General features: G+C 63.6%; 27 protein-coding genes. 13 read left to right on the top strand and 14 right to left on the bottom strand.

Going from position 1 to position 25,803, the window contains the following annotated elements; all coding sequences use genetic code 11:
- The first annotated feature begins 89 nt into the window (after positions 1-89).
- From PPL01S_RS08310 to PPL01S_RS08295, 4 genes are all read left to right on the top strand, one after another.
- Positions 90-1,817 carry a dipeptidase gene (locus tag PPL01S_RS08310; RefSeq protein WP_016394115.1) on the top strand — a complete coding sequence of 576 codons (1,728 nt, stop codon included), beginning with the start codon at positions 90-92 and terminating at the stop codon, positions 1,815-1,817.
- A gap of 184 nt (positions 1,818-2,001) precedes the next feature.
- Positions 2,002-2,358, top strand: coding sequence for a DUF4190 domain-containing protein (locus PPL01S_RS08305; RefSeq protein WP_028625551.1), 357 nt, complete (start codon positions 2,002-2,004; stop codon positions 2,356-2,358).
- A 20-nt stretch (positions 2,359-2,378) separates the two neighbouring features.
- Positions 2,379-2,846, top strand: a complete 468-nt coding sequence (locus PPL01S_RS08300; protein ID WP_016394113.1) for a DUF805 domain-containing protein — start codon at positions 2,379-2,381, stop codon at positions 2,844-2,846.
- 182 nt (positions 2,847-3,028) lie between these two features.
- On the top strand, positions 3,029-3,466 hold the full coding sequence (locus PPL01S_RS08295; protein WP_016394112.1) for a CBS domain-containing protein: 438 nt from the start codon (positions 3,029-3,031) through the stop codon (positions 3,464-3,466).
- A gap of 6 nt (positions 3,467-3,472) precedes the next feature.
- Here PPL01S_RS08295 and PPL01S_RS08290 read toward each other — a convergent pair whose 3' ends face one another.
- The 3 genes from PPL01S_RS08290 to PPL01S_RS08280 all read right to left on the bottom strand — a co-directional run bounded on the left by PPL01S_RS08290 (position 3,473) and on the right by PPL01S_RS08280 (position 4,946).
- Positions 3,473-4,111, bottom strand: a complete 639-nt coding sequence (locus tag PPL01S_RS08290) for a hypothetical protein (RefSeq protein WP_028625553.1) — start codon at positions 4,109-4,111, stop codon at positions 3,473-3,475.
- Positions 4,112-4,182: 71 nt separating this feature from the next.
- Positions 4,183-4,425: a DUF2789 domain-containing protein gene (locus tag PPL01S_RS08285; protein ID WP_016394110.1), complete on the bottom strand. Its 243-nt coding sequence runs from the start codon at positions 4,423-4,425 to the stop codon at positions 4,183-4,185.
- Between the two features lie 62 nt (positions 4,426-4,487).
- Complete coding sequence (locus tag PPL01S_RS08280; protein WP_008099435.1) at positions 4,488-4,946, bottom strand: aminoacyl-tRNA deacylase; 459 nt, start codon at positions 4,944-4,946, stop codon at positions 4,488-4,490.
- 97 nt (positions 4,947-5,043) lie between these two features.
- On the opposite strand from PPL01S_RS08280, the gene PPL01S_RS08275 reads away from it, so the two are divergent.
- Together PPL01S_RS08275 and PPL01S_RS08270 are read left to right on the top strand one after the other, a co-directional pair.
- Positions 5,044-6,390, top strand: a complete 1,347-nt coding sequence (locus PPL01S_RS08275) for an NfeD family protein (protein WP_028625554.1) — start codon at positions 5,044-5,046, stop codon at positions 6,388-6,390.
- 2 nt (positions 6,391-6,392) lie between these two features.
- Positions 6,393-7,145: a slipin family protein gene (locus PPL01S_RS08270; RefSeq protein WP_016394108.1), complete on the top strand. Its 753-nt coding sequence runs from the start codon at positions 6,393-6,395 to the stop codon at positions 7,143-7,145.
- 31 nt (positions 7,146-7,176) lie between these two features.
- Here the strand turns inward: PPL01S_RS08270 and PPL01S_RS08265 are convergent, their stop codons facing one another.
- Complete coding sequence (locus PPL01S_RS08265; RefSeq protein WP_016394107.1) at positions 7,177-7,809, bottom strand: LysE family transporter; 633 nt, start codon at positions 7,807-7,809, stop codon at positions 7,177-7,179.
- Positions 7,810-7,928: 119 nt separating this feature from the next.
- A complete protein-coding gene (locus PPL01S_RS08260) occupies positions 7,929-9,839 on the bottom strand; it encodes an ATP-binding cassette domain-containing protein (RefSeq protein ID WP_033743379.1) in 1,911 nt (636 codons plus the stop codon).
- 50 nt (positions 9,840-9,889) lie between these two features.
- Between PPL01S_RS08260 and PPL01S_RS08255 the strand changes: the two genes are divergently transcribed.
- The gene (locus tag PPL01S_RS08255; protein ID WP_016394105.1) at positions 9,890-10,372 is read left to right on the top strand and encodes a TIGR02444 family protein; all 483 of its coding nucleotides are present in this window, start codon (positions 9,890-9,892) and stop codon (positions 10,370-10,372) included.
- On the opposite strand, the gene PPL01S_RS08250 is transcribed toward PPL01S_RS08255, so the two are convergent.
- A complete protein-coding gene (locus PPL01S_RS08250; RefSeq protein WP_016394104.1) occupies positions 10,348-11,376 on the bottom strand; it encodes an AlgP family protein in 1,029 nt (342 codons plus the stop codon). The two genes, PPL01S_RS08255 and PPL01S_RS08250, sit on opposite strands and share 25 nt — an antisense overlap.
- Before the next feature lie 223 nt (positions 11,377-11,599).
- Between PPL01S_RS08250 and PPL01S_RS08245 the strand changes: the two genes are divergently transcribed.
- Positions 11,600-12,253 carry an FKBP-type peptidyl-prolyl cis-trans isomerase gene (locus tag PPL01S_RS08245; RefSeq protein ID WP_016394103.1) on the top strand — a complete coding sequence of 218 codons (654 nt, stop codon included), beginning with the start codon at positions 11,600-11,602 and terminating at the stop codon, positions 12,251-12,253.
- A gap of 9 nt (positions 12,254-12,262) precedes the next feature.
- On the opposite strand, the gene PPL01S_RS08240 is transcribed toward PPL01S_RS08245, so the two are convergent.
- The 7 genes from PPL01S_RS08240 to PPL01S_RS08210 all read right to left on the bottom strand — a co-directional run bounded on the left by PPL01S_RS08240 (position 12,263) and on the right by PPL01S_RS08210 (position 18,690).
- Positions 12,263-12,733 carry an Rsd/AlgQ family anti-sigma factor gene (locus PPL01S_RS08240; protein WP_016394102.1) on the bottom strand — a complete coding sequence of 157 codons (471 nt, stop codon included), beginning with the start codon at positions 12,731-12,733 and terminating at the stop codon, positions 12,263-12,265.
- Positions 12,734-12,964: 231 nt separating this feature from the next.
- On the bottom strand, positions 12,965-13,468 hold the full coding sequence (locus PPL01S_RS08235; RefSeq protein ID WP_028625556.1) for a disulfide bond formation protein B: 504 nt from the start codon (positions 13,466-13,468) through the stop codon (positions 12,965-12,967).
- 195 nt (positions 13,469-13,663) lie between these two features.
- Positions 13,664-14,902: a heme biosynthesis protein HemY gene (locus PPL01S_RS08230; RefSeq protein ID WP_016394100.1), complete on the bottom strand. Its 1,239-nt coding sequence runs from the start codon at positions 14,900-14,902 to the stop codon at positions 13,664-13,666.
- A complete protein-coding gene (locus PPL01S_RS08225; protein WP_016394099.1) occupies positions 14,899-15,999 on the bottom strand; it encodes a uroporphyrinogen-III C-methyltransferase in 1,101 nt (366 codons plus the stop codon). The genes PPL01S_RS08230 and PPL01S_RS08225 overlap by 4 nt, the downstream gene beginning before the upstream one ends.
- Positions 16,000-16,044: 45 nt before the next feature.
- Entirely contained in the window at positions 16,045-16,812 is a 768-nt protein-coding gene (locus tag PPL01S_RS08220; RefSeq protein WP_016394098.1) for a uroporphyrinogen-III synthase, read from the bottom strand.
- The gene (gene hemC, locus PPL01S_RS08215) at positions 16,809-17,750 is read right to left on the bottom strand and encodes a hydroxymethylbilane synthase (protein WP_016394097.1); all 942 of its coding nucleotides are present in this window, start codon (positions 17,748-17,750) and stop codon (positions 16,809-16,811) included. The genes PPL01S_RS08220 and hemC overlap by 4 nt, the downstream gene beginning before the upstream one ends.
- Before the next feature lie 196 nt (positions 17,751-17,946).
- Complete coding sequence (locus tag PPL01S_RS08210; RefSeq protein WP_016394096.1) at positions 17,947-18,690, bottom strand: LytR/AlgR family response regulator transcription factor; 744 nt, start codon at positions 18,688-18,690, stop codon at positions 17,947-17,949.
- Between the two features lie 309 nt (positions 18,691-18,999).
- Here PPL01S_RS08210 and argH point away from each other — a divergent pair, with 309 nt between their 5' ends.
- On the top strand, positions 19,000-20,394 hold the full coding sequence (gene argH / locus PPL01S_RS08205; RefSeq protein ID WP_028625557.1) for an argininosuccinate lyase: 1,395 nt from the start codon (positions 19,000-19,002) through the stop codon (positions 20,392-20,394).
- A 39-nt stretch (positions 20,395-20,433) separates the two neighbouring features.
- Here argH and PPL01S_RS08200 read toward each other — a convergent pair whose 3' ends face one another.
- Positions 20,434-21,096 carry a glutathione S-transferase gene (locus tag PPL01S_RS08200; RefSeq protein ID WP_028625558.1) on the bottom strand — a complete coding sequence of 221 codons (663 nt, stop codon included), beginning with the start codon at positions 21,094-21,096 and terminating at the stop codon, positions 20,434-20,436.
- A gap of 111 nt (positions 21,097-21,207) precedes the next feature.
- Here PPL01S_RS08200 and PPL01S_RS08195 point away from each other — a divergent pair, with 111 nt between their 5' ends.
- The 4 genes from PPL01S_RS08195 to PPL01S_RS08180 all read left to right on the top strand — a co-directional run bounded on the left by PPL01S_RS08195 (position 21,208) and on the right by PPL01S_RS08180 (position 25,794).
- Positions 21,208-21,510 carry a hypothetical protein gene (locus PPL01S_RS08195; RefSeq protein ID WP_016394093.1) on the top strand — a complete coding sequence of 101 codons (303 nt, stop codon included), beginning with the start codon at positions 21,208-21,210 and terminating at the stop codon, positions 21,508-21,510.
- A 69-nt stretch (positions 21,511-21,579) separates the two neighbouring features.
- On the top strand, positions 21,580-21,825 hold the full coding sequence (locus PPL01S_RS08190) for a TIGR02647 family protein (protein WP_016394092.1): 246 nt from the start codon (positions 21,580-21,582) through the stop codon (positions 21,823-21,825).
- 183 nt (positions 21,826-22,008) lie between these two features.
- Complete coding sequence (locus PPL01S_RS08185) at positions 22,009-24,873, top strand: class I adenylate cyclase (RefSeq protein WP_028625559.1); 2,865 nt, start codon at positions 22,009-22,011, stop codon at positions 24,871-24,873.
- A 78-nt stretch (positions 24,874-24,951) separates the two neighbouring features.
- Positions 24,952-25,794 carry a PI-PLC domain-containing protein gene (locus tag PPL01S_RS08180; protein WP_016394090.1) on the top strand — a complete coding sequence of 281 codons (843 nt, stop codon included), beginning with the start codon at positions 24,952-24,954 and terminating at the stop codon, positions 25,792-25,794.
- The last annotated feature ends 9 nt before the right edge of the window (positions 25,795-25,803 follow it).

Raw genomic sequence — 25,803 nt, 5'->3', positions numbered from 1 at the left:
GACATATCGTGTTCTGGCACTCCCGTGCCATGGGGCAATGGTGATAGCGTGAGCATCCCTTTTCAGCAATCGCGAAGGAATGCGCCCACATGCTCCTGAAAAAACTTACCGCGGCCGTGCTGCTGGCCAGTGCCAGCCTGCTCAGCCTGTCCGCCCAGGCCAACCTCTCGCAGCAGCAGTCCGCGGCCATCCTCAAGGCCTACGACGGCGCCGACCCGGCCAATTTCAAGGCGTTCATCGGCAAGTTGAACAGCAGCGAGCTGGCCAAGGCCGACAATCTGCGAGCCACCCTCAAGGCCTACCTGGCCAACAAACCCCTGAGCGCCGACCAGCAGAACGAAATCAACCGCCTGCTTGGGCTGTACACCCGCATCAAGTATGGCAAGGCCGCTACCGAAACCCTGCGTGAACTGGTGGCCATCCCCACGTTCAGCGTTGATGGCCTCCCGCAGCACGAGAACCCCGAGTTCACCAAGATCGCCGACAAGATCAAGGCGTTGGCCGAAGGCTTCGGCCTGGCCTTCCGTAACATCGACAACCGCGTCTATGAGATCTCCCTGGGTACCGGCAAGGAAGTGGTCGGAATCCATGCCCACGCCGACGTGGTACCGGTCAACCCGGACAACTGGAAGCTGGCCGACGGCACTCGCCTGGACCCGTTCAAGGTGACCCTGGTCGGTGACCGCATGTACGGTCGCGGCACCGAGGATGACAAGAACGGTATCGTCGTGGCCTTGTATGCGCTGAAGGTGGCCAAGGACGAAAATCTGCCCCTGGCCCGGCAGTTCAAGCTGTTGATCGACACCACCGAAGAAACCAGCGGCGACGCCATCCCCTACTACTTCGCCCGCAACCCGACGCCCGACTACAACCTGGCGCTCGATGGCGGCTACCCGGTGGTGATTGCCGAGAAAGGCTATGGCACAGTCATGGCCAGCTTCAGCAAACGCCCGGGCAGCGGCAACGGCGCGGAAATCATCGACCTCACCGGCGGCCTCGCCACCAACCAGATTCCCACCACATCCGTGGCGACGCTGGTGAGCGACAACCCGGCGCAACTGGCCACACAGCTGGAAAAGGCCGGCGCCGAGTACGCCAAGCGTAATGGCGACGACTTCAAGATCGACGCCAAGGCCAAGGGCGATCAGGTTCTGCTCACGGTCACCGGTGTTTCGGCCCACTCTTCCGAGCCGGAATCCGGGGTCAACCCGGTGGCACGCATGCTCGACTTCATCAACGGCCTGGGCCAGCAGGTACCGCTCAAGCACAACCACTTCACCGATGCTGCCCGCTACGCGGCCGACAACTGGGGCCTGGACTACCTGGGCAACAAGCTTGGCATTGCCTACAAGGATGAATTCATGGGCCCGCTGACCGCTTCGCTGACGTTCGTCGGCGTGGACGAGAAAGGCCTGAAGCTGGCGGTCAACCTGCGTATCCCCAAGGGCAAGCCGCTGGCCACGATCAAGGATGAAATGGCCGAGAAACTGGGCCAGTGGACACGCCAGAGCCACACTTCGGTCGCCTTCAACTACAGCCTCGACGAGCCGATGTATCGCAACCCCGAAGGTGAATGGGTCAAGGCCCTGCTCGATGTGGCTACCGAGAACCTGGGCATGAAGCATGCGTTCGGCGCCTCAGCCGGTGCCACCTCGGTGCATGACCTGCCCAATGGCGTGCAATTCGGCCTGGCCATGCCGGGTGTGAAGTACACCGGGCACAACGACAACGAGTTCAAGACCGTGGAGCAGTTCATGCTCGACCTGCAGGTGGTGAGCGAAATGGTGGCGCGGATCGGGCAGATGCCGAAACTTTGATCGTCCCCTCTGGAAACGAAGGCGCCTATGGCGCCTTTTCCATGTCGGCAGCGTTTTTTCTGCGATCACAGGACGCCATTACTTCGCCATCAGCGAAAGATTTGGTAACCTCCGCACGGACTGCTCGATGAGCAGTAACGAATCAACCAGGGACGCGTTCCTCGAGCGCTGGAAAGGACTCGCAATGGCAATGGTTTTTTGTCGCGGCTGCGCTCGTCAGCTGCACGAATCGGCACACACCTGCCCACAATGTGGTGCCCCTCAATTTGCAGTGCCTGCAGCCACCCAGAGCACCGGTAGTCAATCACCGTGGCTGGGCATCACGTCCCTGATCCTGGGCATCATCTGCTCGATGTCGCTGTTCGATGAAAGTGAATGGGACAGCGACACCCTGCTGGGCCTGGGCCTGTTCGCCAGCATCAGCCTGGTCATGGGCATCGTCAGCATCAGTCAGAAGAGACCCGGCAATGGCCTCGCCATCGCAGGTGTCGTCATGTCTGGCGTATCGCTGCTTTGCTACATCGGTCTATCAACAAGCTAATCAACTGTAAGGGAAAACAAATGAACATGGTGTTCTGCCGCGGCTGCGCCAAACAGATCCATGAAACCGCCTTGAGCTGCCCGGATTGTGGCGCGCCGCAGGTTGCCAGCAATGGCGTGACAGCTACCGCTGTCGCCGACAATACGCCGATCACCTTTGGCAACGTATTCGCCGTCGTGATGAAGAAATATGCCACGTTCCAAGGGCGTGCCCGCCGCAGGGAATACTGGTTGTTTCTTCTGGTCAGCACGCTGATCGCCTTTGCCATCGGTATGGTCGAAGCCCTGGCGGGTGAATCGCAGATCATCAGCAGCATTTACAACTTGGCGCTCCTGGTTCCCACCATTTCTGTCGGCGTACGTCGCCTGCACGACAGCGATCGAAGCGGCTGGTGGTTGCTGCTGCCCATCGTGAACCTGATCTTCCTGGTCCAGGACGGCACTCAAGGCGACAACCGCTTCGGCCCCAACCCGAAGGCCACTGCCTAGCCACGTTTCGCCGACGGGCTAACCGACCAGCATTAGCCCGCCGGCTGCCTTTTTGCGCCATGCGTTCAAGACAATGACGTTTTTCAATCGAGTCCATGCCGTTTCCTGCATTGCCGTGCAGGCTGGCGTGCCGGATGCTTTATTTACTCCAAGAACTCGGTTTTCCACCCGCAGAGGCCCGTATGAAGAACGTCGAAGAAATCCTCAAGACCAAGTCCCAACACCAGACCGTCTACACCATTGGCCCGGATGACTCGGTGCTCGACGCCCTGAAACAGCTGGCGGAAAAAAACGTCGGTGCTCTTCCCGTGGTGGAAAACAACCAGGTAGTAGGAATCGTCAGCGAGCGTGACTACGCTCGCAAGCTGGTCCTCAAGGGCCGCTCTTCCGCGGCAACTCCGGTGCGTGAAATCATGAGCGCACCGGTGGTCACGGTGGAGCCCAAGCAGAGCCTCGACCACTGCATGAACCTGATGACCGACCGTCATCTGCGCCACCTGCCGGTGGTCAGCAATGGCGAGTTGCTCGGCCTGCTGTCGATCGGCGACCTGGTCAAGGAAACCATCAAGGAACAGGCCAGCCTTATCAAGCAGCTGGAGCAGTACATCCGCGGCGAGTGACCCTGCTCAGTGGTAGGCGCGTTCCAGCTCGTCCAGCTGATGGTCGAAGCTGCGCAGGCGCGCCGACCAGGTGTACACCAGCACCTCCAGGTCGCGGTTGAGCACCGCGGTGTTGCCATGGCCATTGCTCGACGGCTCGCACAGGTCCAGCTGGTAGCGCTCGCGCGCCATGGCCGAGGCCACGCTGGAAAGGTCGCGGGCGTTGGCCAGCCAATGGTGATGGTGATCATGGACCTCGCGGTCGAGCGCACGGCACTGGCGTTTGAGTGTATCCAGGCTCTGCTCCAGGGGGGTGCCCTTGAGCTCGCCCATCACCTCTTCGAAGGTGCGCCCGGAATGCCAGTAGCTACCCCAGAAATAACGGTCGAACACGGTCTCGACGCGGCGCAACGCGACCTTGGTGTTCCAGATGGTCAGCAACGTTCGCCCCTGTCTGACTTCACGTCTGTTCAGGTGCAACTGCTGCCAGGCAATCCATGTCAGTCCCACCAGCGCGACAGCCGCAGTGACTGCGGCCGCGGCGTAAAGGAACTGCACGGCCTGGTTCATCTGCTGGGTGTGGCGGATACCGTAGAAGTAACCGGCCGTCAGGGTGCCCAGGATCGTCACGGAGCACCAGAATCCTGGTGCGTAGGGATCTTTCATAGCGCCTATCCCCTTCTTGTTTTTCCTGAGCATAGCAACGGCCAATCACTCATCAGGTGCCACTCGGCGCTTTATTTTCGCGGGCGACGCAAGGCCTCGTTGAGTTGATCGAAGGGTACCGCCCAATCGGCATCTTCAATGATGCTGTCCTTGAGAAACTGGCGTTGGGAATCGGTCCAGAAGTGCGCATCCACCAGCTTGGTCTCATTCTTCAGCGGCGAGTGGCTGGCGATGAACTGGTCGATGCTCACGGCATCGTCGGGCAGGCCCAACTGTTTGAACAGCTCGGCGAATGGATGGATCGGTGCTTCCATGATTCCTCCTCATGTGCCGGGCGGGCCGTCCACGACGCCGACCCGGCATTGGTTTGAGCACATCAGCACAGCTCGCGTACTTCGGCTTGCGGTACCAGTTTCAGGTACTGCTCCATGCTCATGTGGATCAGGTGATCGTGGTCACCCGCCTCCAGGTAGACATCGCCCTGGCGGGTAAGACTCGAATCGAGCAGCATCTTTATCTGGTAAGCGTCACCCATTGCCGGAATGGCGCCACGCTCGCAATCGCCGAACAGGTTCGGCAGGCCGCTTTCGCGGGTCAGTTGCCAGGCGCCCGACATGCGCACCTTGCTCATGTCCAGGTGCCGGTTGGCCGGTAGCACGGCCATGATGTAGTTGCCATGGCGGTCGTCGAGCATGACCGACTTGGCGACCCGCTCTGCAGGTACCCCGGCCGTGCGCGCCGACTCAAGGCTTGTGGCCGAGTGTGGATGGGGAATGATGTCGTAGTCGCAGTTGGCCTGGTCCAGGCGCTGCTGCAGGGTCTTGGCCATTCGCATGATGCACCTCCGCTTTCGCCCCCAATCTTCAAGTTTAGGCCGTACCCCGACAGCCACGACTAAACTTCAAGTACATGGACCCACGAGGTGACGACAGGTGCTCGCTCGCTGTTGCCGCTGGTTGATGCTGTTGCTGTTGCTTGGCTGCGCCCCGAGTGGCTTCGCGGCACCCGCAACGGTCTGGGTGCTGAGTATCGACGATGCCATCGGCCCGGCCAGCGCCGACTATCTGGTGCGCAGCCTGGAACAGGCCAAGGCGCAGAACGCACAGCTGGTGGTCATCCGCATGGATACCCCTGGCGGGCTGGACAGCGCCATGCGCCAGATGATCAAGGCGATTCTCGCAAGCCCGGTACCGGTCGCCACCTTCGTCGCCCCGAGCGGCGCTCGCGCTGCCAGCGCCGGCACCTACATCCTCTATGCCAGCCACGTGGCGGCCATGGCCCCCGGGACCAACCTCGGCGCCGCCACGCCGGTGCAGATCGGTGGCCCGCCTGGCGCAAAGGACGACAAGGCCAAGCCGAGCGACGATGAGCAGACCCTCGCGCGCAAGCAGGTCAACGATGCCGCTGCCTATATCCGTGGCCTGGCCCAGCTGCGCGGGCGCAACGCCGACTGGGCGGAACAGGCCGTGCGCGAAGCGGTCAGCCTGTCGGCCAGTGAAGCGCTGCGCCTGAAAGTGATCGACCAGGTGGCCGAGGATCTGCCCGACCTGATGCATCAGCTCGACGGCAAGACCCTGGTCGCCGCTGGCCAGCCACACACGCTGCAAACCCGAGACGCCGCCCTGGTCGAGCACTTGCCGGACTGGCGCACGCGCCTGCTGGCGGTCATCACCAACCCCAGCGTGGCGCTGATCCTGATCATGATCGGCGTCTACGGCCTGCTGTTCGAGTTCATGAACCCAGGCTCGGCGTTGGGTGGCGTGGTCGGCGGCATCTGCCTGCTGCTGGCGCTGTATGCCCTGCAACTGCTGCCGGTGAGCTTCGCCGGTGCGGCGCTGATCCTGCTCGGCATCGCCTTCATGATCGCCGAGGCGTTTCTGCCCAGCTTCGGCGTGGTCGGCTTCGGCGGCATCGTGGCCTTCGTGGTCGGCGCACTGATCCTGATCGATACCGATGCCCCTGGCTTCGGCATCCCGCTGGCGTTGATCGGCACCCTCGCCGTGCTGTCGGCATTGCTGATCGGCGGCGTGCTGGGCATGGCCATCAAGGCGCGTCGACGGGCACCGGTCAGCGGCGATGCCGGCCTGGTCGGCAGCCTGGTGATCGTCACCCAGGTGATGGCAGACAACCCGTTCTGCGGTTCGGTACAGGCCCAGGGCGAACAATGGCAGGTGCAATGCTCGACGCCGCTGCAGACCGGGCAGAACGTGCGGGTCACGGCGCGCCATGGCGTCATGCTGGACGTAAGCGCCGCCGCGCCTGCGGCGCAAGGAGACTGACAATGTTCATGCAATTGGGTTTTGGGGCCGTGCTGATCGTGCTGGCCATGCTGTTGCTGTCAGCGTTTCGCATCCTGCGCGAATACGAACGCGGTGTGGTGTTCCAGCTGGGTCGCTTCTGGCAGGTCAAGGGGCCGGGGCTGATCCTGCTGATTCCGGTGATCCAGCAGATGGTGCGGGTCGACCTGCGCACCGTGGTGCTGGATGTACCGCCCCAGGACGTGATTACCCGCGACAACGTGTCGGTGAAGGTCAACGCCGTGGTGTACTTCCGCGTGCTGGACCCGCAGAAAGCGATCATCCAGGTCGAAGACTTCCTGGTCGCCACCAGCCAGTTGGCCCAGACCACCCTGCGCGCGGTGCTGGGCAAACATGAACTGGACGAACTGCTGGCCGAGCGTGAGCAGCTCAACTCGGATATCCGTCAGGTGCTCGATGCACAGACCGATGCCTGGGGGATCAAGGTGGCCAACGTCGAGATCAAGCACGTCGACCTCAATGAATCGATGGTCCGCGCCATCGCCCGCCAGGCCGAGGCGGAACGGGAACGGCGGGCCAAGGTGATCCACGCCGAAGGCGAGTTGCAGGCGTCGGAGAAGCTGATGCAGGCGGCGCAGATGCTCAGCAAGGAGCCGGGGGCCATGCAGTTGCGCTACATGCAGACCCTGGGGACGATTGCCGGGGACAAGAGCTCGACCATCGTGTTTCCGCTGCCGCTGGACCTGCTCAAGGGGATGATGGAACGGCCGAAATGAACCGGGGCTGCTTTGCAGCCCCGGCAATTCATCAGATCGGCGCGCGACGCAAGGTCGCCAGGAAGGTCGCTGCACCGATGAACAGCCCGGCGAACGTGCGGTTCAGGCGCTTCTGCTGCCTGGGCGTGCGCAGCAGGCGCAACACCCGCGAAGCCAGCCCGGTGTAGCCCGCCATCACCAGCATGTCGACGCTGACCATGGTCACCGTGATCGCGATGTACTGCGGCAACAGCGGCGCGTGCGGGTTGATGAACTGCGGCAGTACCGCGAGCATGAAGACCAGCGCCTTAGGGTTGCTGACGTTGACCAGGAAGCCACGGAACACCAGGCTCAGCGGCTTGCCGATCGGGCGCACGGCGGATTCGTCGGCCATGTCCAGCGGCAACGCACGCCACTGCTTGTAGGCCAGGTAGATCAGATAGGCGACGCCGAACCACTTGATGATCTGGAAGGCGGTGGCGGATGCGGCGAGGATGGCGCCGACACCGGCGGCAATGATGGCGATCTGCACGATCAGGCCCAGCTGCAGGCCCAGGGCGTTCCAGTAACCGCGCCAGAAACCGTACTGCAGGCCGCTGGACATCGAGGCAATCGCCCCGGCGCCCGGAGAAAGGCTGATCACCCAGCACGCGGCAAAGAAGCCCAACCACACTTCCATCGACATCACACACCTCGCTCGACATTTGTTGCAAAACGTTAAGCTAAGGGGTTGGTGAAAAAATGACCAGCGAAATTTCTTGTAGCGTCTGCCGGCGATTGGGCAGCACTCACGACATCAATTTCTCAGGACAACGCCTCAAGCTCGGCCTGCATGCTCTCGAGCGTCTCCAGGGCCTCCATCCAGCCCTCTTCTAGCTCGCCTTCACGCTGCTTGAGCTTGGTCTGCCGAGCCAGCAGATCGCGCAGCTCATCCTTGCGCGCCGCCTCGTACAAACCGCTGTCACCCAGCGCCGCCTCGATCTCGGCCAGTTGCGCATGCACCTGGTTGAGCTCGGTCTCAAACTTGTCGGCGGCCTTCTTGTGCGGTGCCAGCTGCTGGCGCAAGGCAGCAGCAGCCTGGCGCTGGGCCTTCTTGTCGGTCTTGTCCGGGTTGACCGAGGCACTGCTTGCCGGCGCACTGCGCTGGCGGAACTCGATCAGCCAGCGGCTGTAGTCATCGAGGTCGCCATCGAAGGCGTCGACCTTGCCATCGGCCACCAACAGGAACTCGTCGGTGGTGCTCTTGAGCAGGTGGCGGTCGTGGGAAACCACCACCACTGCCCCGGCAAACTCCTGCAAGGCCATGGTCAGTGCCAGGCGCATTTCCAGGTCGAGGTGGTTGGTCGGCTCATCGAGCAGCAACAGGTTCGGCCGCTCCCAGGCGATCAGCGCCAAGGCCAGCCGGGCCTTTTCACCACCGGAGAAATTCACCACCGGTTCGTCGACGCGGTCACCATGGAAGTCGAAGCCGCCAAGGAAGTCGCGCAGGGTCTGCTCACGTTCGGTCGGGGCGATGCGTTGCAGGTGCAGCAGCGGGCTGGCCTTGTCGTCCAGCGAGTCGAGCTGGTGCTGGGCAAAGTAGCCGACGGCGAGGTTCTCGCCACGCACCAGACGGCCCGACAACGGCTCGAGTTCGCCGGCGAGGTTCTTGATCAGGGTCGACTTGCCGGCGCCGTTGGGGCCCAGCAGGCCGATCCGCGCACCCGGTACCAGTTGCAGCTTGACCTTGTCGAGGATGGCCTTGTCGCCATAGCCCAGGCGCCCCTCGGAAAGGCTCAGCAGCGGGCTGGAAATCTTCTGCGATTCGCGGAAGACGAAGTCGAACGGCGAATCGACATGCGCCGCCGACAGCTCCTCCATGCGCTCCAGGGCCTTGATCCGGCTCTGCGCCTGGCGGGCCTTGGTGGCCTGGGCCTTGAAGCGGGCGATGTACTTTTCCATGTGCGCGCGTTGGGCCTGCTGTTTCTCGTAGGCCTGCTGCTGCTGCGCCAGACGCTCGGCGCGGGTGCGCTCGAAGGCGCTGTAGCCACCCTTGTACAGGTTGAGCTTGCGCTGCTCGACATGCAGCACATGGTCGACCACGGCATCGAGGAAGTCGCGGTCGTGGGAGATCAGCAACAGCGTGCCGGGGTAGCCCTTGAGCCAGTCTTCGAGCCACAGGATGGCATCGAGGTCGAGGTGGTTGGTCGGTTCGTCGAGCAGCAACAGATCCGACGGGCACATCAAGGCCTGGGCAAGGTTCAGGCGCATCCGCCAGCCACCGGAGAAGTCGCCTACGCGGCGGTCCATCTGCTCGTTGCTGAAGCCAAGGCCCGCGAGCAGCTTGCGCGCACGCGCATCGGCGGTGTAGCCGTCGGCGCTTTCCAGCTCACTGTGCAGGCGCGCCAGGGCGGTGCCGTCGTGGGCCTGCTCGGCCACGGCCAGTTCGGCCTGGACCTTGCGCAGGCGCGCATCGCCGTCGAGCACATAGTCCACGGCCAGGCGATCGAGGGTATCGACCTCCTGGCGCATGTGAGCGATGCGCCAGTCAGCGGGCAGCTGGCAGTCGCCGGCATCGGGCGACAGCTCGCCGCGCAGCAAGGCGAAGAGGCTGGATTTTCCGGCACCGTTGGCGCCGATCAGGCCGGCCTTGTGACCGGTGTGCAGGGTCATCTCGGCGCCTTCTAGCAAGCGCTGCGGACCACGCTGTAAAGTGAGGTTGGATAGTCTGATCATGATGGTCGCGGAGTCTACCAGCTTCCTCGACCCGTAGCGTGAGTGGAATCATGTACACCGACCTGTGGAATCACGCCCTGGCCCTGTATGCGCGGCCCGGTGTCGAAACATCCTGTATGCAGCTGCAGGCACTGGGGGCCGATGTCTGCCTGCTGCTGTGCGCGACCTGGCTGCAGGCACGCGGCGTCGAGCCAAGCCCTGCGCGCGCGCAGGCCTTGCGCGCGCTCGCAGACCCCTGGCAGCAGCAAGTGGTGCAGCCCCTGCGCGCCCTGCGTCAGGCATGGCGAACGCCTGCGCAGCAGGACGCGCAGCTGACGGCGCTGCGTGAGCAGTTGAAAGGGTTGGAATTGCAAGCGGAAAAGACGTTGCTGCAGCGCCTGCAGGCGTGCGCCCTTCAATGGCCCTCGCAGGCGTCAGCAAGTAGCGGGGATTGGCTGGCCTGGATGGCACCCGACCAGGCCCTTGGCCACGACGCGCTGGAACAGTTGCGCGTCGCGGCCGCAGGGCTTCAGGAGGCCGAAGACGGCGTCTGAGTTGGGGGGATTGCCGGTGCCGATGGCGCTGCCGGGGTGACCGAGTTGGTCATCGGCGCAGTGGCGGCCGGTGCAGCCGGTTTGGCTTCGGCAACTGGCTTGCTCGCCGCGGGTTTCGCAGCGGGCTTGGCGGCAGCACGCTTGGCTGCAGGTTTGGCAGCCGGCTTGGCTGCAACAGGCTTGGCTGCAGATTTGGCAGCTGGCTTGGCCGCTGCCGGTTTGGTTGCGGCTTTGGCAGCAGCTGGCTTGGCAGCAGGTTTGGCTGCAGCGGTTCTTGCCGGTGCGGCTTTAGCTGCAGGCTTGGCGGCCGCGGCTTTTGCCGGTGCAGTTTTAGCGGCTGGCTTGGCGGCTGGTTTGGCTGCAGCCGCTCTTGCCGGAGCGGCCTTGACGGCGGCCGGCTTGGCAGCAGGCTTGGCGGCCGCCGCTTTGGCCGGTGCTTTGGCGGCAACGGGCTTGGCAGCCGCAGTGCGGGCTGGAGCCTTGCTGGCGGCGGCTCTGGCAGGTGCCCTGGCAGCAGGTTTCGCAGCCGGCTTGGCCGCAGGCCTGGCGGCTGCCTTGACAGGTGCCTTGGCAGCGGCCGGCTTGGCCGACTTGGCGGCGACCGCGCGTTGGTCCAGTGCCTTGCCGACAGCCTCGCGTACCTTGCCGACACCCTGGGCCAGTTTCAGGCTTTCCTGGGCATCGCGCTTGAGTTGCTGAATGTAAGTACGGGTTTGCGTCTGGCGATCCTTGAGCGAATCGAGCAGCCCTTCGAGTTCACCGATGGCTTTCTGGGCCTTGCCTTGTGCCTTGGCTTTGCCTGCCTTGGCCGCATCCTGCAACTTCAGGCGACCGTTGTGCAGTTTATCCTGGGCCTTGACGCGTTGCTTTTCCAACTTGGCCAGCAGTTTCTCCGCATCAGCCAGCGCTTGCGAGCAGGCATCTTCCAAGTGTTCGAGCAGGCTGCCCGAAAGTTGCTGGAGCAGGTGTAACGGCGTACTTACTGGCTTCTTTTTGGCCGACATGGTTTACCTCCTGGCTGACGAGTTTGCGGCTCATACTATGCTTCTGCTGCTACTGCCGCTAGGGCATGTGACAGTATCGCTAACGCCGCGTTGCATGCCTGGGCAAAGTTGTTATCTTGCAGCTCCGTGCAAGTGTAGTTGCTAGACACAACGCTGCTGATATTTACGCGTTCCTGCCCAACAAAGCTGGCATACTTGATCGCTCATTGAGCTGGAGTTGAGCATGCCTCGTTATCTTGTGTTCGGCCTGTGCCTGCTGGCGCCCATCGCCCTGGCCGCCCCCGATGCTGCCCCCACCGACGACACCGACCTGGCCTACAGCCTGGGTGCAAGTCTGGGTGAACGGCTGCGCCAGGAGGTACCTGGACTGCAACTGGATGCACTGGTCGAAGGCCTGCGCCAGTCCTACCAGAATCAGCCGCTGAAACTCGACAAGGCGCGCATGGATGCGATCCTGCAGCAGCATGAAGAACATGCGGCGCAGGCCGAAGTGACGAAACTGCAGGCCATCGAGACACGCTTCATGGCCAATGAACGCGCACGTGCTGGCGTGCATGAACTGCCTGAAGGGGTTCTCTACAGTGAACTGAGCAGAGGCAATGGCGCACTGCCAAAAGCCGACGGCAAGGTACAAGTGCGTTATGTCGGCAGGCTGCCAGACGGATCGATATTCGACCAGAACCAGCAGCCACAATGGTTCAGCCTGGACTCAGTGATCGAAGGGTGGCGGGTGGCCTTGCCGCAGATGAAAGCAGGGTCGAAATGGCGCCTGGTGATTCCTTCTGCACAAGCCTACGGTGCAGAGGGCGCAGGTGACCTGATTGCGCCCTACACACCACTGGTATTCGAGATCGAGCTGCTGGCGGTCGGTGACTGACGCTGCGCGTCACGCCTGGACCGCGCCCTCTTCCTTGTGTGCGTTGTGCAGCACCTCGATCAGGCAGTCTTCGAGTTCGAAGCGCTCGTGCAGCAGGCTGCCAAGCTTGCCCAGTTTCTCCGCGAAACGTTCCGGGTCCTTGCACTCGCCCTTCTCGCAATGGTCATTGAATGCCAGTGCGATCTGGGTGCTGTCATCGATACGAGGATTGATCTGCGTGGCCAGCTCCAGGCCACGGGTGTCACCGAAGGCCTTGGCCTCGCTGACCAGCTGTTCGCTGACCTCGAAATGCCAGGCCGAGACATAGTCGACGAGGATCGCGCAGAAATCCCGGTTCTTGTCCTTGTCGGCGAAGGCCGGCTTGGCATCGCGCAATGCGCGGAAAGCCTGCACCAGTTCCTGGCGCTCCTCCAGCCAACGGTCGATCAGCTTGTGAACCCCACCCCAGCGTTCCTGGGCGTTCTGACAACTATCGAGCATGGCGATCTCTTCCCTTCTGGGTAGATGCCGCTGCACCTCGCACCACGACCGCGCAGCACAAAGGTGACATCAGCAGGACGGCATCGAGCAGTTGTATTTTCGGTATGCGTGCTGGGAGATTATTCCCGCGCGTGCTGACCATCAAGGTACGCAGCAGACAAAGTTCATACAAGCGTTTAATACCTTGGCGTAGCACCACTGGTCGCGTTAGCGCCCAACGTTTGCGCTGGGTCAAGTTTTGCCGAGGGTGCGGAAACGATACGCCAGCAAACAGGCCATGGGCAGCATCGCCAGCAGGACGAAGGCGAGCAGGCTCCATTCGGGCATGGTGAGGTCGAGAAAGCTCCAGCTCAGTGAGCTGCAGTCCGGGCCACCCAGCAGCAACTGCCGGATCACGCCGCCCCAAGACTGCTCGAGCAGGTGCCAGATCGACGACGAGCCAACAGGGCTGGCAGGGTCGGCGCCCTGCAACCAGACATGCCGTGCCGCCAGCAGTGTCCCGAGTGCCGAACTGGCCAGCGCTGCCCCGGCGTAACGTCGAATGCCGAGCGGGCCAGGCAAATGCAAGGCCGCGCACAGGCAGATCGCTGCATACACGCCTAACAGCAAACGCTGGCTGAGACACAGAGGGCAAGGCATCAGCCCCAAGGTCGCTTCCAGGTAGAAGGACACCGCAAGCACAACCAGCGAGGCCAGGCAGCCAGGAAGAAAGAACGTGCGCAGACGGGCCGGCATGGGTGATGGAGGTCCGGAAGTGACTTGAGTGGTTTGAAACGGTAGAGGAAACACACGCTTTGTTTCAAGGCAAGACAGGCGCGAGAAGTCACCGGGAGAGGGGGGAAATCTCTGGCCGATTAGTAGGAAATTTCTCGGAGATGGCAATGAAGAAACAACCTTGGGCCCGTGCACCCGCACGGGCCCAAGGATCGGTCAGGCGCGCACGCCTTCTGGCAATGGCAACGCCAGCAGGCGCTCATCGAGCAAGCCAAGGCCTTCCTGGAAGAGCTGATTGCTGCGCTCGGTCTCGCCAAGCCCTGCCAGCAACCTGGCGAGCTCGGCGCAGGTTTCCGGATTGCGCTCCATGCGCAAGCTGCTTTCCAGGTAGTCGCGAGCCTTGCCCCACAAGCGGTTCTGCAAACTCAACCGGCCGAGGGTCAGCAGCAGGCTCGGATCCTGCGGGTGGTCCTTGAGCCAGGATTCGGCCGTCTGCAGCTGACGCGCCGGGTCATCGCCGCGGACCAGCCCATACAGGCGAGCCAGATGGCTTTCGTAGTCACGCTTGAGCGCACCGCGCAGCACCTGCTCGGCCTCGCCCTGGGCGCCCACCTGACGCAGCTGCTCGGCATAAGCCAACACCAGCTGCGGCTCCTGGCGCTGGGCGGCAGTCAGCTGTTGCCAGGCACGCTCCAGTGCCTGGCGAGCGCTCTGCGCATCATCGCCACGCGTGGCCGCCAGGCTCAGGTTCTGGCCCCAGGCCCGCTGCTCCAGCGCGGCCAGCTCGCTGGTCGGAAGCACCTTGTTCTTGCGCAGGTCGGGCAACAGGCGGATCAATGCCGACCAGTCGCCACGCTCCAGATACAGCCGTTGCAACAGGCGCAGCACCTGATTGTTATGCGGGTGCCGCTCTTGCATGGCCAGCAGGGTTTCCAGCGCGCCGTCGCTTTCGCCACGGTCCATCTGCATCTGCGCATGGGCCAGGGCAATGGCCAGCTCGGCCTGTGGCTGGCGCTCCAGCGCGCGCTCCAGGAGATTGTCGCTTTCTTGCGCGCGACCCAGCTCGTTGGCCGCGCGCGCCGCACCGAGGTAATACAGCAGTGGTTGCCGTTCAGCTTCGGCAGCACGGTGCAGGTGGCGCTGGGCGCTGGCCCAGCGGCCCTCGGCCAGGTCCAGCTGGCCCTGTTCGATGGCGATGCGCACACGCCGGCTGCGGTTGCGGCGCGACCACGGGTTGACCACACCGCTGGAGGTCAGCACCAGCCCTACCAGGTAACGCAGCAGCCACAGCACCACGACGATCGCGACCAACGCGGCGAGCGCGGCCCACAGCCCCGACTGGTAGCGGAAGCCGCCATAGGAAATCAGCACATAGCCGCTGTGCTTGGCCACGGCGATGCCCAGTGCTGCGGCGATCACGATGGCCAGCACCGCCAGCAGGTAGACGCGCTTCATGGCTTGGCCCCCTCGGTCTCGGCGGGCAGGTGGCGGCGCTGGATGTAGGCTTGCACTGCAGCCAGGCTTTCGCTCAGGTCAGGGGTGACCACCGAGACCGGCTGCTCGGCCAGCGCGTTGAGACTGTCGAGCATGGCCTTGCTCTGCGGGTTGTCGGCATTGAAGTTGGCCAGCAGCACGCTGCGCGCATCATCCAGCGCCTGGTTGTAGACCTTGGCGTCACCGTTGAGCGCGGCCCACTGGGCTTGCTCGATGGTCAGGCTCAGGGCCAGGCGCAACTGGTTGAGGGACTGCCCGGCAAGCAGTGGCCGGACATTGTCGTCGGCATCGAAATCGATCTGGAAGTACTTGGAAATCTCCGCCCACCATTGCGAAAGGCGGCTTGCCCCATCGCCATCGGCGGTCAGGGCGCCGAGCGCGTCGGCATTGCTGTCGAACTCCGGCGACTGGGCGTTCAGCTGCTGCACCATGTCACGCTGGGCAGCCAGCTTCAGGAACAGCCCGGTGCGGTCCGGTTGCTGGGTGCTGTTGAGTGTCGCCAGGCTGCGCGCCAGCTGCTCGCGTGCAGCGAAGGCGCCTGGGTCGCTCTGTTCGCGGAGGATTTCGTCGGCGCCCTCGACCAGCGCCTTGGCGCTGGTGATGTCCTGCAACGCCGAAAGGCGCAGGGTGGCCAGGCGCAGCAGGTGCTCGGCCTCGGCCAGGCGCCATTCCTTGCGGCTCTCGCCCAGTGCGGTTTCCAGGCGCTGGCTCAAGCGCTGCTGATCGCCCTGCAGTTGTGCCACCAGGCGACGGCGGTCTTCCAGCTCGCTCGCGGCCGGCAGGCTGGCCAGCTGGGCGCTGATCTGCTGCTCGCGCTGCTGGAGCGCCGCAGCGCGCTGGTTCAGCGCCTCCAGGTGCTGACCCTGGCTCACTTCACTGCCTTGCAGCTGCCGCACCTGCCAGACGCCCCAACCACCTACCGCAACCCCGGCTGCGCCTACCAGCAGCGCCAGCAAGGCCAGACCACTGCCAGAGCGCTTGGCGGATGGCGTGGTGGCCGGTTGCGTCGGCTCCTGGGCCGACGGCTGATCATTGTTCGACAAGACAGTTTCGCTCACGTATCCATCCTTTGCATGGGGGCACTCCGCTCTGAGCTTAGCGCCTTAAGAGGCAGGTGCAGCGCTGCGCTGCACGGCTGCCAGCAAGGCCGTGGCACTGGCGCCACGGCAATCCACAACCTGTTGCGCCCCGGCGGCCCGGGCCTGCTCGGCGACGCGAGGGCTGGGCACGAACAACGGCAGACGTGCCACCCGCGGCCATTCGCCGGCAGCCAGCTGCTGCAAGTGTTCGAGACCCTGCCCACTGCTGACCACCAGGCCATTGAGGCGTTCCGCCTCGATGCGGCGCAGCAGTGTGCCCGCCGGGTACGCCGGCAGGCAGCGACGATACAGTTCCAGATAATCGACACTAGCACCTTGCTCTGCAAGACGCTCGGCCAGCAGTTCGCGACCTCCGACACCACGGACAATCAGGACGCGTGATGCAGGAAGCGCGATAGCCTTGCGCAGGAACGGCACTGCGAGCAAGGCCTCACTGTCATCACCTTGCGTAGGGAAGGTCACCTCCAGACCAGCGGCCTGAAGCACCCCCGCCGTTGCCTCCCCGACCGTGAACCAGCCGGTTTCCGGGGGCTGCAGCCCAGCCTGGACGAGCTGCTCAAGCAGCAGCCTGGCTGCCGGCTTGCTGACCACGATAATGGCCTGGTATTGCGCCAGGCCGGCAAGCTGCTCGCGCTGGCAGTCACCCAGTTGCACGGGCTCGATTGCCAGCAATGGCAGGCAGCTGCTGGCCACACCCGCCACTGCCAGGCTCTGCGCCAGTGCCGCGCAGTCCTCTTCGGGCCGGGTCAGCAACAGGCGCCAGGGGCTCACGGGTGCCCGGCCTCGCCGTAGACTTCCTTCAGGATGGCTTCAGCGCCCTGACCCAGCAGGTCTTCGGCAACCTGCACGCCCAGGGCTTCGGCGCTGCCTCGCGGGGCGCGGGCGTCAGCCACCAGCAGGGTACCGCCGCTGGGTTGGCCGACCAGGCCACGCAGCCACAGTTGCTCGCCTTCGAGCACCGCATAGCAGGCGATCGGCACCTGGCAGCCGCCGTTCAGGCGCTTGTTCAAGGCCCTTTCGGCCACCACCCGGTCGGCGGTATCGGCATGGTGCAGGGGCGCCAGCAAGGCATGAATCTCGCTGTCCGCGCTGCGGCACTCGATGCCCACTGCACCCTGGCCGCCAGCCGGCAGGCTGTCGTCGACGCTGATGTTGGCGGTGATGCGCTGTTCGAAGCCGAGACGGATCAGGCCAGCCGAGGCGAGGATGATCGCGTCGTACTCGCCGGCATCGAGCTTGGCCAGGCGAGTGTTGACGTTGCCACGCAGAAACTGGATTTTCAGGTCGGGCCGGCGCGCCAGCAACTGGGCCTGACGGCGCAGGCTGGAGGTACCGACGACGCTGCCTGCCGGCAGGGCATCAAGGCTGGCGAAGTGGTTGGAGACGAACGCGTCACGCGGGTCTTCGCGTTCGCAGATGCAGTACAGGCCCAGGCCTTCGGGGAAGTCCATGGGCACGTCCTTCATCGAATGCACGGCGATGTCGGCTTCGTTGTCCAGCAGGGCGGTTTCCAGTTCCTTGACGAACAGGCCCTTGCCGCCGATCTTCGCCAGCGGCGCATCAAGCAGCTTGTCGCCACGGCTGACCATGGGTACCAGGGTGACCAGCAGGCCGGGGTGCGCCTGCTCGAGGCGGGCTTTGACGTATTCGGCCTGCCACAGGGCCAGGGCACTTTTACGGGTGGCAATGCGGATTTCGCGAGTGGACATGGAACGCCCCAATGCTTAGGAATGCCGCCGATGATAACAGCTCCGTCGGCTTCGCTAGCAGATGTGGGTCAGGATCCTGTTTCGCCTGAAGCGGCCCTATCGCCGGCAAGCCGGCTCCCACAGGGTCAGCACAATTCCTGAGGTTGCACTGTAGCTGTGGGAGCCGGCTTGCCGGCGATAGGGCCATTGCGCAGACCTAGAGCGTCTGCATCATCTTGCGCACACCCGCCACGTGCCGGCGGCTGACGGTCAGCGCGTCACCGTCCAGGCCCTTGAGGAACAGCTGGAAATGCCCAAGCGGCGTGCGCTGCAAGCGTTCGATTCGCTCGCGGGCAACCAGTGCGTTGCGGTGGATGCGCACGAAACGCTCGCCGAATTCGTCCTCCAGGGCCTTGAGCGGCTCATCGAGCAGCACCTCCCCCGCTTCGTGGCGCAAGGTCACGTACTTGTGGTCGGCAATGAAATAGATGACCTGCGGCAAAGGGATCAGCTCGATGCCCTTGCGCGTGCGCGCACTGATATGGCTGCGCGGCCCCCCGCCTTCACTGCCTGGCCGGGTCAACGCCGCCAGCTGGGTACGGTTGGGTTTCTCGGCCTTGCGCAACGCTTCGCGCAGGGCCTGGGGTTGAATCGGCTTGGTCACATGGCTGAGGGCACTGTCCTTGAAGGCCTCGGCACCGTATTCATCGTCGCCGGTGCAGAACACCACCGACGGCGGCGCCTCGCGCTCGCACAGGCGAGCGGCGACCTGAAGGCCATCCAGGCCAGGCATGCCGATGTCCAGCAGGACCACATCGGGCTTGTGGCTTTCGATCAGGGCCAGGGCCTCCTCGCCGTTGGTGGCGCTGGGCTCCAGCACGGTGTACCCCTCCAGTTCCCCGAACAAGCGCGCCAGGCGTTCACGGGCTTGGGGTTCATCATCAACGATCAGGACATTCATAATTGCTCTGGATTCCTGAGTGAGTCTCGCACAGGTATAGCGTAGACAGGTGCAGGTCGAGCGACGCTGCGGTCTCGCTCTAGACCAATGCGAAGGCCAAAGATTCACTGAGCCGGCAGATTCGCTGCCAGTCCTTTGTCCAACTGTAGACGGTCCGTGGAACACTGCCGTTCAATCGGTGAATATCCTCTTCGCCCGCCTTTACCAAGGTTTAGCGCAGATTTCTCTCGACCGGTGTCCTTCGGCGCCACGCCCAACCCTGCTATCATCGGCGCCACTTTTTCGTTCACGCCTTCAACGAGTGAATCCATGAGCACCGACAAGACCAATCAGTCCTGGGGCGGCCGCTTCAGTGAACCCGTCGACGCCTTCGTCGCCCGCTTCACCGCTTCGGTCGAATTCGACAAGCGCCTGTACCGCCACGACATCATGGGTTCGATCGCCCACGCCACCATGCTGGCGCAGGTCGGCGTGCTCAGCGATGCCGAGCGCGACACCATCATCGACGGCCTGAAGACCATCCAGGGCGAGATCGAGGCCGGCACGTTCGACTGGCGCGTGGACCTCGAAGACGTGCACATGAACATCGAGGCACGTCTCACCGACCGCATCGGCATCACCGGCAAGAAGCTGCACACCGGTCGTAGCCGCAACGACCAGGTGGCCACTGACATCCGCCTGTGGCTGCGTGACGAGATCGACCTGATCCTGGCCGAGATCACCCGCCTGCAGAAGGGCCTGCTGGAGCAGGCCGAGCGTGAAGCCGACACCATCATGCCGGGCTTCACCCACCTGCAGACCGCCCAGCCCGTCACGTTCGGCCACCACCTGCTGGCCTGGTTCGAAATGCTCAGCCGCGACTACGAGCGCCTGGTCGACTGCCGCAAGCGCACCAACCGCATGCCCCTGGGCAGCGCCGCGCTGGCCGGTACCACCTACCCGATCGACCGTGAGCTGACCTGCAAGCTGCTGGGCTTCGAGGCCGTGGCCGGCAACTCGCTGGACGGCGTTTCCGACCGCGATTTCGCCATCGAATTCTGCGCCGCCGCGAGCGTTGCGATGATGCACCTGTCGCGCTTCTCCGAGGAGCTGGTGCTGTGGACCAGCGCGCAGTTCCAGTTCGTCGACCTGCCTGATCGCTTCTGCACCGGCAGTTCGATCATGCCGCAGAAGAAGAACCCGGACGTGCCGGAGCTGGTGCGCGGCAAGAGCGGCCGTGTGTTCGGCGCCCTGACCGGCCTGCTGACCCTGATGAAAGGCCAGCCGCTGGCCTACAACAAGGACAACCAGGAAGACAAGGAACCGCTGTTCGACGCCGCCGACACCCTGCGTGATTCGCTGCGTGCCTTTGCCGACATGATCCCGGCGATCAAGCCGCGCCATGCCATCATGCGCGAGGCGGCCCTGCGTGGTTTCTCCACGGCTACCGACCTGGCCGACTACCTGGTTCGCCGGGGCCTGCCGTTCCGCGACTGCCACGAAATCGTCGGTCACGCGGTGAAATATGGCGTCGATACCGGCAAGGACCTGGCCGAGATGAGCCTGGATGAGCTGCGCCAGTTCAGCGACCAGATCGAGCAGGACGTGTTCGCTGTGCTGACTCTGGAAGGCTCGGTGAATGCGCGTGACCACATTGGCGGTACGGCGCCGGCGCAGGTGCGTGCGGCTGTAGTGCGCGGCCAGGCTTTGCTGGCTTCGCGCTAAGCCTCATTGCGAGGGCTGCAACGCAGCCCCCTCTTCGATTCAGCGCTTGCCGCTGCTGATCATCTCCATGAAGGCCGGCATCGCCGCCTCCTTGTCCGCCACGATCCGCGCCATGTGCGGGTTCTCGCGCATTTTCTCGAGCAACGCCTTGGCCTGCGGGAAGTCCGCGAGCAAGTCGATGTTCAGCACCTTCTTGCCCACCGCATAGGCCAGATCGACCGAGAAGCAGAACATCAGGTCGGCCAGGGTCAGTTCCTCACCCGCCACATAAGGTGCAAAGCGGCCATTGCGCTTGAGCGTGGCGAACCCCGCCAGCAGCTCGGTACGCGCCCGTTCCTTGATCAACGGCTCGACCGCCGCGCCGAAGAACGACTCGGCATAGCAGGTACGTGCCGGCAGCTCGATGTACAGCTCGATCTCCTTGAACAGCTCGCGCACCTTGGCCTGCTCGAACGGGTCGGCCGGCAGCAGCGCCTTGCCGCCCCGGGTCTGCTCGATATAGTCGAGGATCACGCTGGTCTCGCTGAGGAAGCCGTGCTCGGTCTCCAGCACCGGCACCTTGCCACGCGGGCTGACTTCCAGCGCCTGCGGCGCCTGGCCACCGTAGAAGGTGACCTCCTCGAACGGCAGGCCTTTTTCCAGCAGCGCCAGCTTGACCATGTTGTAGTAGTTGCTGACCGAGAATCCGTGAAGCTTGAGCATGGGTAACAGCCTCCAGGCCGTATGGGGATGGCCCGGCTTTTATAGACCTATCGGCCAGGCATGACCAGCGCGAGCGTGGCAAACTGTAGGCCCCACTTAAGGAGTAGCGCCATGAGCGAGCCCACCGACATCGATACTGACGACGACGAAGCCTTCGCCGAGGCAACGCTGACCCAGGCCATCGAGAACCAGATCGAAAGCGGCGAACCACCGGCGGCCAAGGCCACCTTCAACAAGCTGAGCCTGGTCGGCTACGAGCGCGAGGACATCCTCAATCTCATGGCCCATGTCCTGGCCATCGAAATCGACAGCATGCTGGCCGAAGATCGCCCGTTCAACGCCGACTGGTACGAAACCGCCCTGCGCGCCCTGCCCGAGCTTCCCCCTGAGGCAGATCAAGGCGAGGACGAATAACCCGACTACACTCCAGGATCAGGCACCGCTGGCGGTGCCGCCATCCTCGTCTGGAAGTCAGGAGTCGCCATGTCCTTCACCCCCGATTTGATCGCCGAACTGGAAGTGCTCGCCCTGTTCAACCTGGACAGCAGCCAGGAAGGCATCAAGATTCACAATAACGCTTCCCCCGCCCTGGTCGCCGCTGCCCAACGCCTCTACGACAAGCAACTGACCGATCAGCCTGATGGCGGATATCTCACCAGCCTGGGACACGACGCGGTCGAAAGCGTGCAACTGCTGCTGAACATCCTCAAGTCCCCGCAGCCTGCGTAAACCTGTACCGACCCTATCGCCGGCACCCACAAGGGTTGTACAGAACAGGTGGGAGCCGGCTTGCCGGCGATAGGGCCAGAACAGACGCTGGAAAAATGGCGTCAAAAACCACAATCCACTTATCCGAGTGCTCCACTCAGGCTAAACTCGCCAAAGCTTCCCCGCCCTGCCCCTGAGTGCGCAATGAACCAGCCCCACGAGATCCGCCCGGACCTGCACGACGGCATCGACCGAAAGGTGCTGGCGAAACTGCGCGCGCGGTTCCTGCAAATCAACCAGGGCCGGTTCGAGCGCGCCATGGAGGGGCTTTCGTCACGCCAGCAACAAGTGCTGACCCTTCTGCCGCTGCTGTTCCACGTCAACCATCCACTGCTGCCCGGGTATGTCTCCGGCAGCACGCCCGCTGGCGTGTCAGGTTTCGAGCCCTCTGCCGATCTGGTTGCCGAAGGCCAGCGGCTGGCCCGCTCGTTCAGCTACAAGACCCGCCTGGGCAACCCCCACCGCCCGATCCACGGCCTGTTCCTGATGGGCAGCCTCGGCTCCCTGGCCCAGGCCGAGCAGAGCGATATGGACGTGTGGGTCTGCCACGCGCCTGGCCTGGCCGTCGACCTGCGCGAAGAGCTTCAGCGCAAGTGCCAGCTGCTGGAAACCTGGGCCGCCAGCCTGGGCACCGAAGCGCATTTTTTCCTCATCGACCCGCACGACTTCGCCCAGGGCCAGCGCGACGGCCAGCTCAGCTCCGACGATTGCGGCACGACCCAGCATTACCTGCTGCTCGATGAGTTCTATCGCACCGCGATCTGGCTGGCCGGGCGCACGCCGCTCTGGTGGTTGGTGCCGGTCTATGAAGAGCAGAACTACCAGCGCTACAGCGAGACCCTGCTGAGCAAGCGCTTCATCCGCAGCACCGATGCCCTCGACCTCGGTCACCTGGCGCACATTCCGCCCGGCGAGTTCGTCGGGGCCGGGTTGTGGCAGCTGTACAAGGGCATCGACTCGCCCTACAAGTCGCTGCTCAAGCTGCTGCTGACCGAGGTCTACGCCAGCGAGCATCCCGCCATGCGCTGCCTGAGCCTGGACTACAAGCAGGCGGTGTTCGCCAACCGCCTGAATCTCGATGAGCTGGACCCTTATGTGATGGTCTACCGGCGCATCGAGCACTACCTGCAACAACGCGGTGAAACCACCCGCCTGGAACTGGTGCGGCGCAGCCTGTACCTGAAGGTCAACAAGAAAGTCGGCGGCCTCGACCGCAGCCGCAGCAACGGCTGGCAGCGCCAATTGCTGCAGCGCCTGACCGATGAGTGGGGCTGGGACGAACGCCAGTTGGCCCTGCTCGACAGCCGCAGCCAATGGAAAGTGCGCCAGGTCGCGGTCGAGCGCCGTGAACTGGTGGCCGAACTCAACCACAGCTATCGCTTTCTCGGCCAGTTCGCGCAAAACCAGAACACCAGCGACCGCGCCGACCAGCGCGACCTGAATGTCCTTGGCCGGCGCCTGTACGCTGCCTTCGAACGCCGCGCCGGCAAGATCGAGGTGATCAACCCGGGCATTGCCCCGGACCTCGCCGAAGACACCCTGACCCTGGTCCAGTCGCTCAACCGCAAGGAACCCGGCAGCCAGCACTGGGGGCTGTACAACGGCAACCTGGGCGTCCACGAATGGGAGCACTTCACCCCGATCAAGCGCTGCCGCGAACTGCTCGAACTGCTGACCTGGGCCCACCGCAACGGCGTCATCGACAGCAGCACACGCCTGGCGCTGCACCCGGGCGAGAGCGACCTCAGCGAATTCGAGCTGTTCAACCTGATCGGCAGCCTGCAGCAGAGCATTCCGCTGCCGCTGCCCCCCGTCAGCGAAGTGCGCCTGCTGCAGCCCAGCGTGGCCGACGAGATCCTGTTGCTGGTCAACGTCGGCGTCGACCCGCTGCGCCACCATCGCGACCTGAACATCCTGATGACCACCGAACGCACCGACTCGCTGAGCTACGCGGGCGTGCGCGAAAACCTCGTGCTGACCCTCGACCAGGTCACCTTGAACAGCTGGAACGAGGTGCTGGTGCAGCGCTATGACGGGGAGCACGCCCTGCTACGCTGCCTGCGCGACTTCCTCAACAGCCTCGGTCAGCGCAGCCACCGGCCGCGCGTGCGGGTACGCTGCTTCTGCCACAACCGGGCCCAGGCCATCAGCCAGCGAGTGGAGGAGATTTTCGACACCGTACAGCTGCTGCTCGACCAGGGCCGCAACCATCGCTACCTGCTGCAAGTGGCGCAGCACACCCATGTGCTGGAGCTGCTCCCCGGCCATGTCAGCCTGAAGACGCTGAGCGGGCATGCTGCCGTGCTCGACTGCCTGGCCGAAGAGCGCAGCGTCTACAGCCCGTTGCACCTGGATGCCAACGCCTTGCAGGACCACGACCTGCCATTGGTACTCGAGCGCGGCCACCCCGACTGCATCCAGGTGTTCTATCGCCTGCTGGACGGCTGGGCCGACCTGTATGTGCTGGATGAATACAACGCACTGTGGCAGCAGCGCCTGCCGCTGCACGACGAAAATCACCTGTTGCTGCCGCTGCAGCGCTTCCTGCGTTCGGTGGTGATGCGCCACGACGCCCGCGTACCGCTCGACAGCCTGCAACAGGCGTCGCTGCAGATCCGCTATGCGCAATTGTTGCCCTCAGGGCCGGGCAAGGCGCGCAGCCTGGAGCCACGACCGGCACCGAGCGAAGGCAGCGATCAGCCCTATTACGAAGTGCAGGCCATTCTCCAGGCCGGCACCGGCGATGGCGTGCATGTCACGCTCTATTGCGACCAGCAGGAATTTTCCGAACTGGACCACGGCGACGAGCTGTACACCGTGGTCGCCCGGCAGATCCTCGGCCAACGCCGTGGCGCCGGGCACTACCGCTGCTACATCACCGACCTGGACCTGTCCGAACTGCTCGATGACGAACAGGGTTCGACCCTCCTCTACCTGCGCTACAAGCGGGAGCTGGAGCAGGCCCTGAACGATGGGCTGGAACAGTTGAAGACGACGCTCGCACACTGACCCCTATCGGGTTTCCCTCTGCACCGGCCAGCGCGGCAGCAACATCCTTGTGCACTCGGTCAACCACTGGAGTGCCTCATGAACAAACAGAACTGGATGGGCAGCCTGCCCGAACTGGGCCGTCTGCGCGTCGATCAACTGATTCTCCCGGGCAGCCATGACTCGGGGATGGACAAACAGGCCGACAATATCGTCCCGCCGCAAGAAGTGACCCAGGATGTCTCGTGCATCGAGCAGATTCGCGGCGGCATCCGCGTGCTGGACCTGCGCGTGCGCGCCAATCGCGAATACACGCCAGACTCGCCCTATCGCTACAAGCTGTTTCACATGAGCACGTCCGGGCGCACCGTGCTTGGCGACATCGTGCTGGAGCTGAACGGTTTTTATCATGACCCTGCCAACGCCAGGGAAATCGTCATTCTCGATTTCCACGGGTTCGACAACTTCAGCGACCAGGAGCATGCATGGCTGCTGGAGATGCTGGAGCGCGAGCTGGGCCAGCGGATCATCCCATGGGCGTTGCATGCCTTGACGCTGGATGAACTGTGGAACGAACACCCGGGAAAAACCGTGGTGATTGCCTACAACAGCTCAGCCCGTGGCCAACACTGGCGCGGCGTGGAGCAGGTCTGGATCGGTGAGGACACGCCGTCCACCGTAGAGCTGAAAGCCTTCATGGACGAGAAGGCGCGACGCTACAAGGCTGACTACAGCCTGCGCTCGATCCAGTGCGCCAAATACAACAAAGTCGTGTTCACACCCGATGACTTCAGCGACAAGCTCGATGACTGGTTCGAATCACGTGATGCGCAAAGCTACATCCAGAACTTCCACATCATCAACACGGACTGGTCGTTGCGCAGCCGCATCGTCGACAACTGTATCCATGCCTGCCAGATCAGGGCGCTGAACACGCCCTGAAGAGCGCAC

This window comes from Pseudomonas plecoglossicida NBRC 103162 = DSM 15088 (assembly GCF_000730665.1).
Taxonomy (GTDB): domain Bacteria; phylum Pseudomonadota; class Gammaproteobacteria; order Pseudomonadales; family Pseudomonadaceae; genus Aquipseudomonas; species Aquipseudomonas plecoglossicida.
Note: the sequence above shows the minus strand (reverse complement) of the source record. Positions and strands in the feature narration are given on the sequence as shown.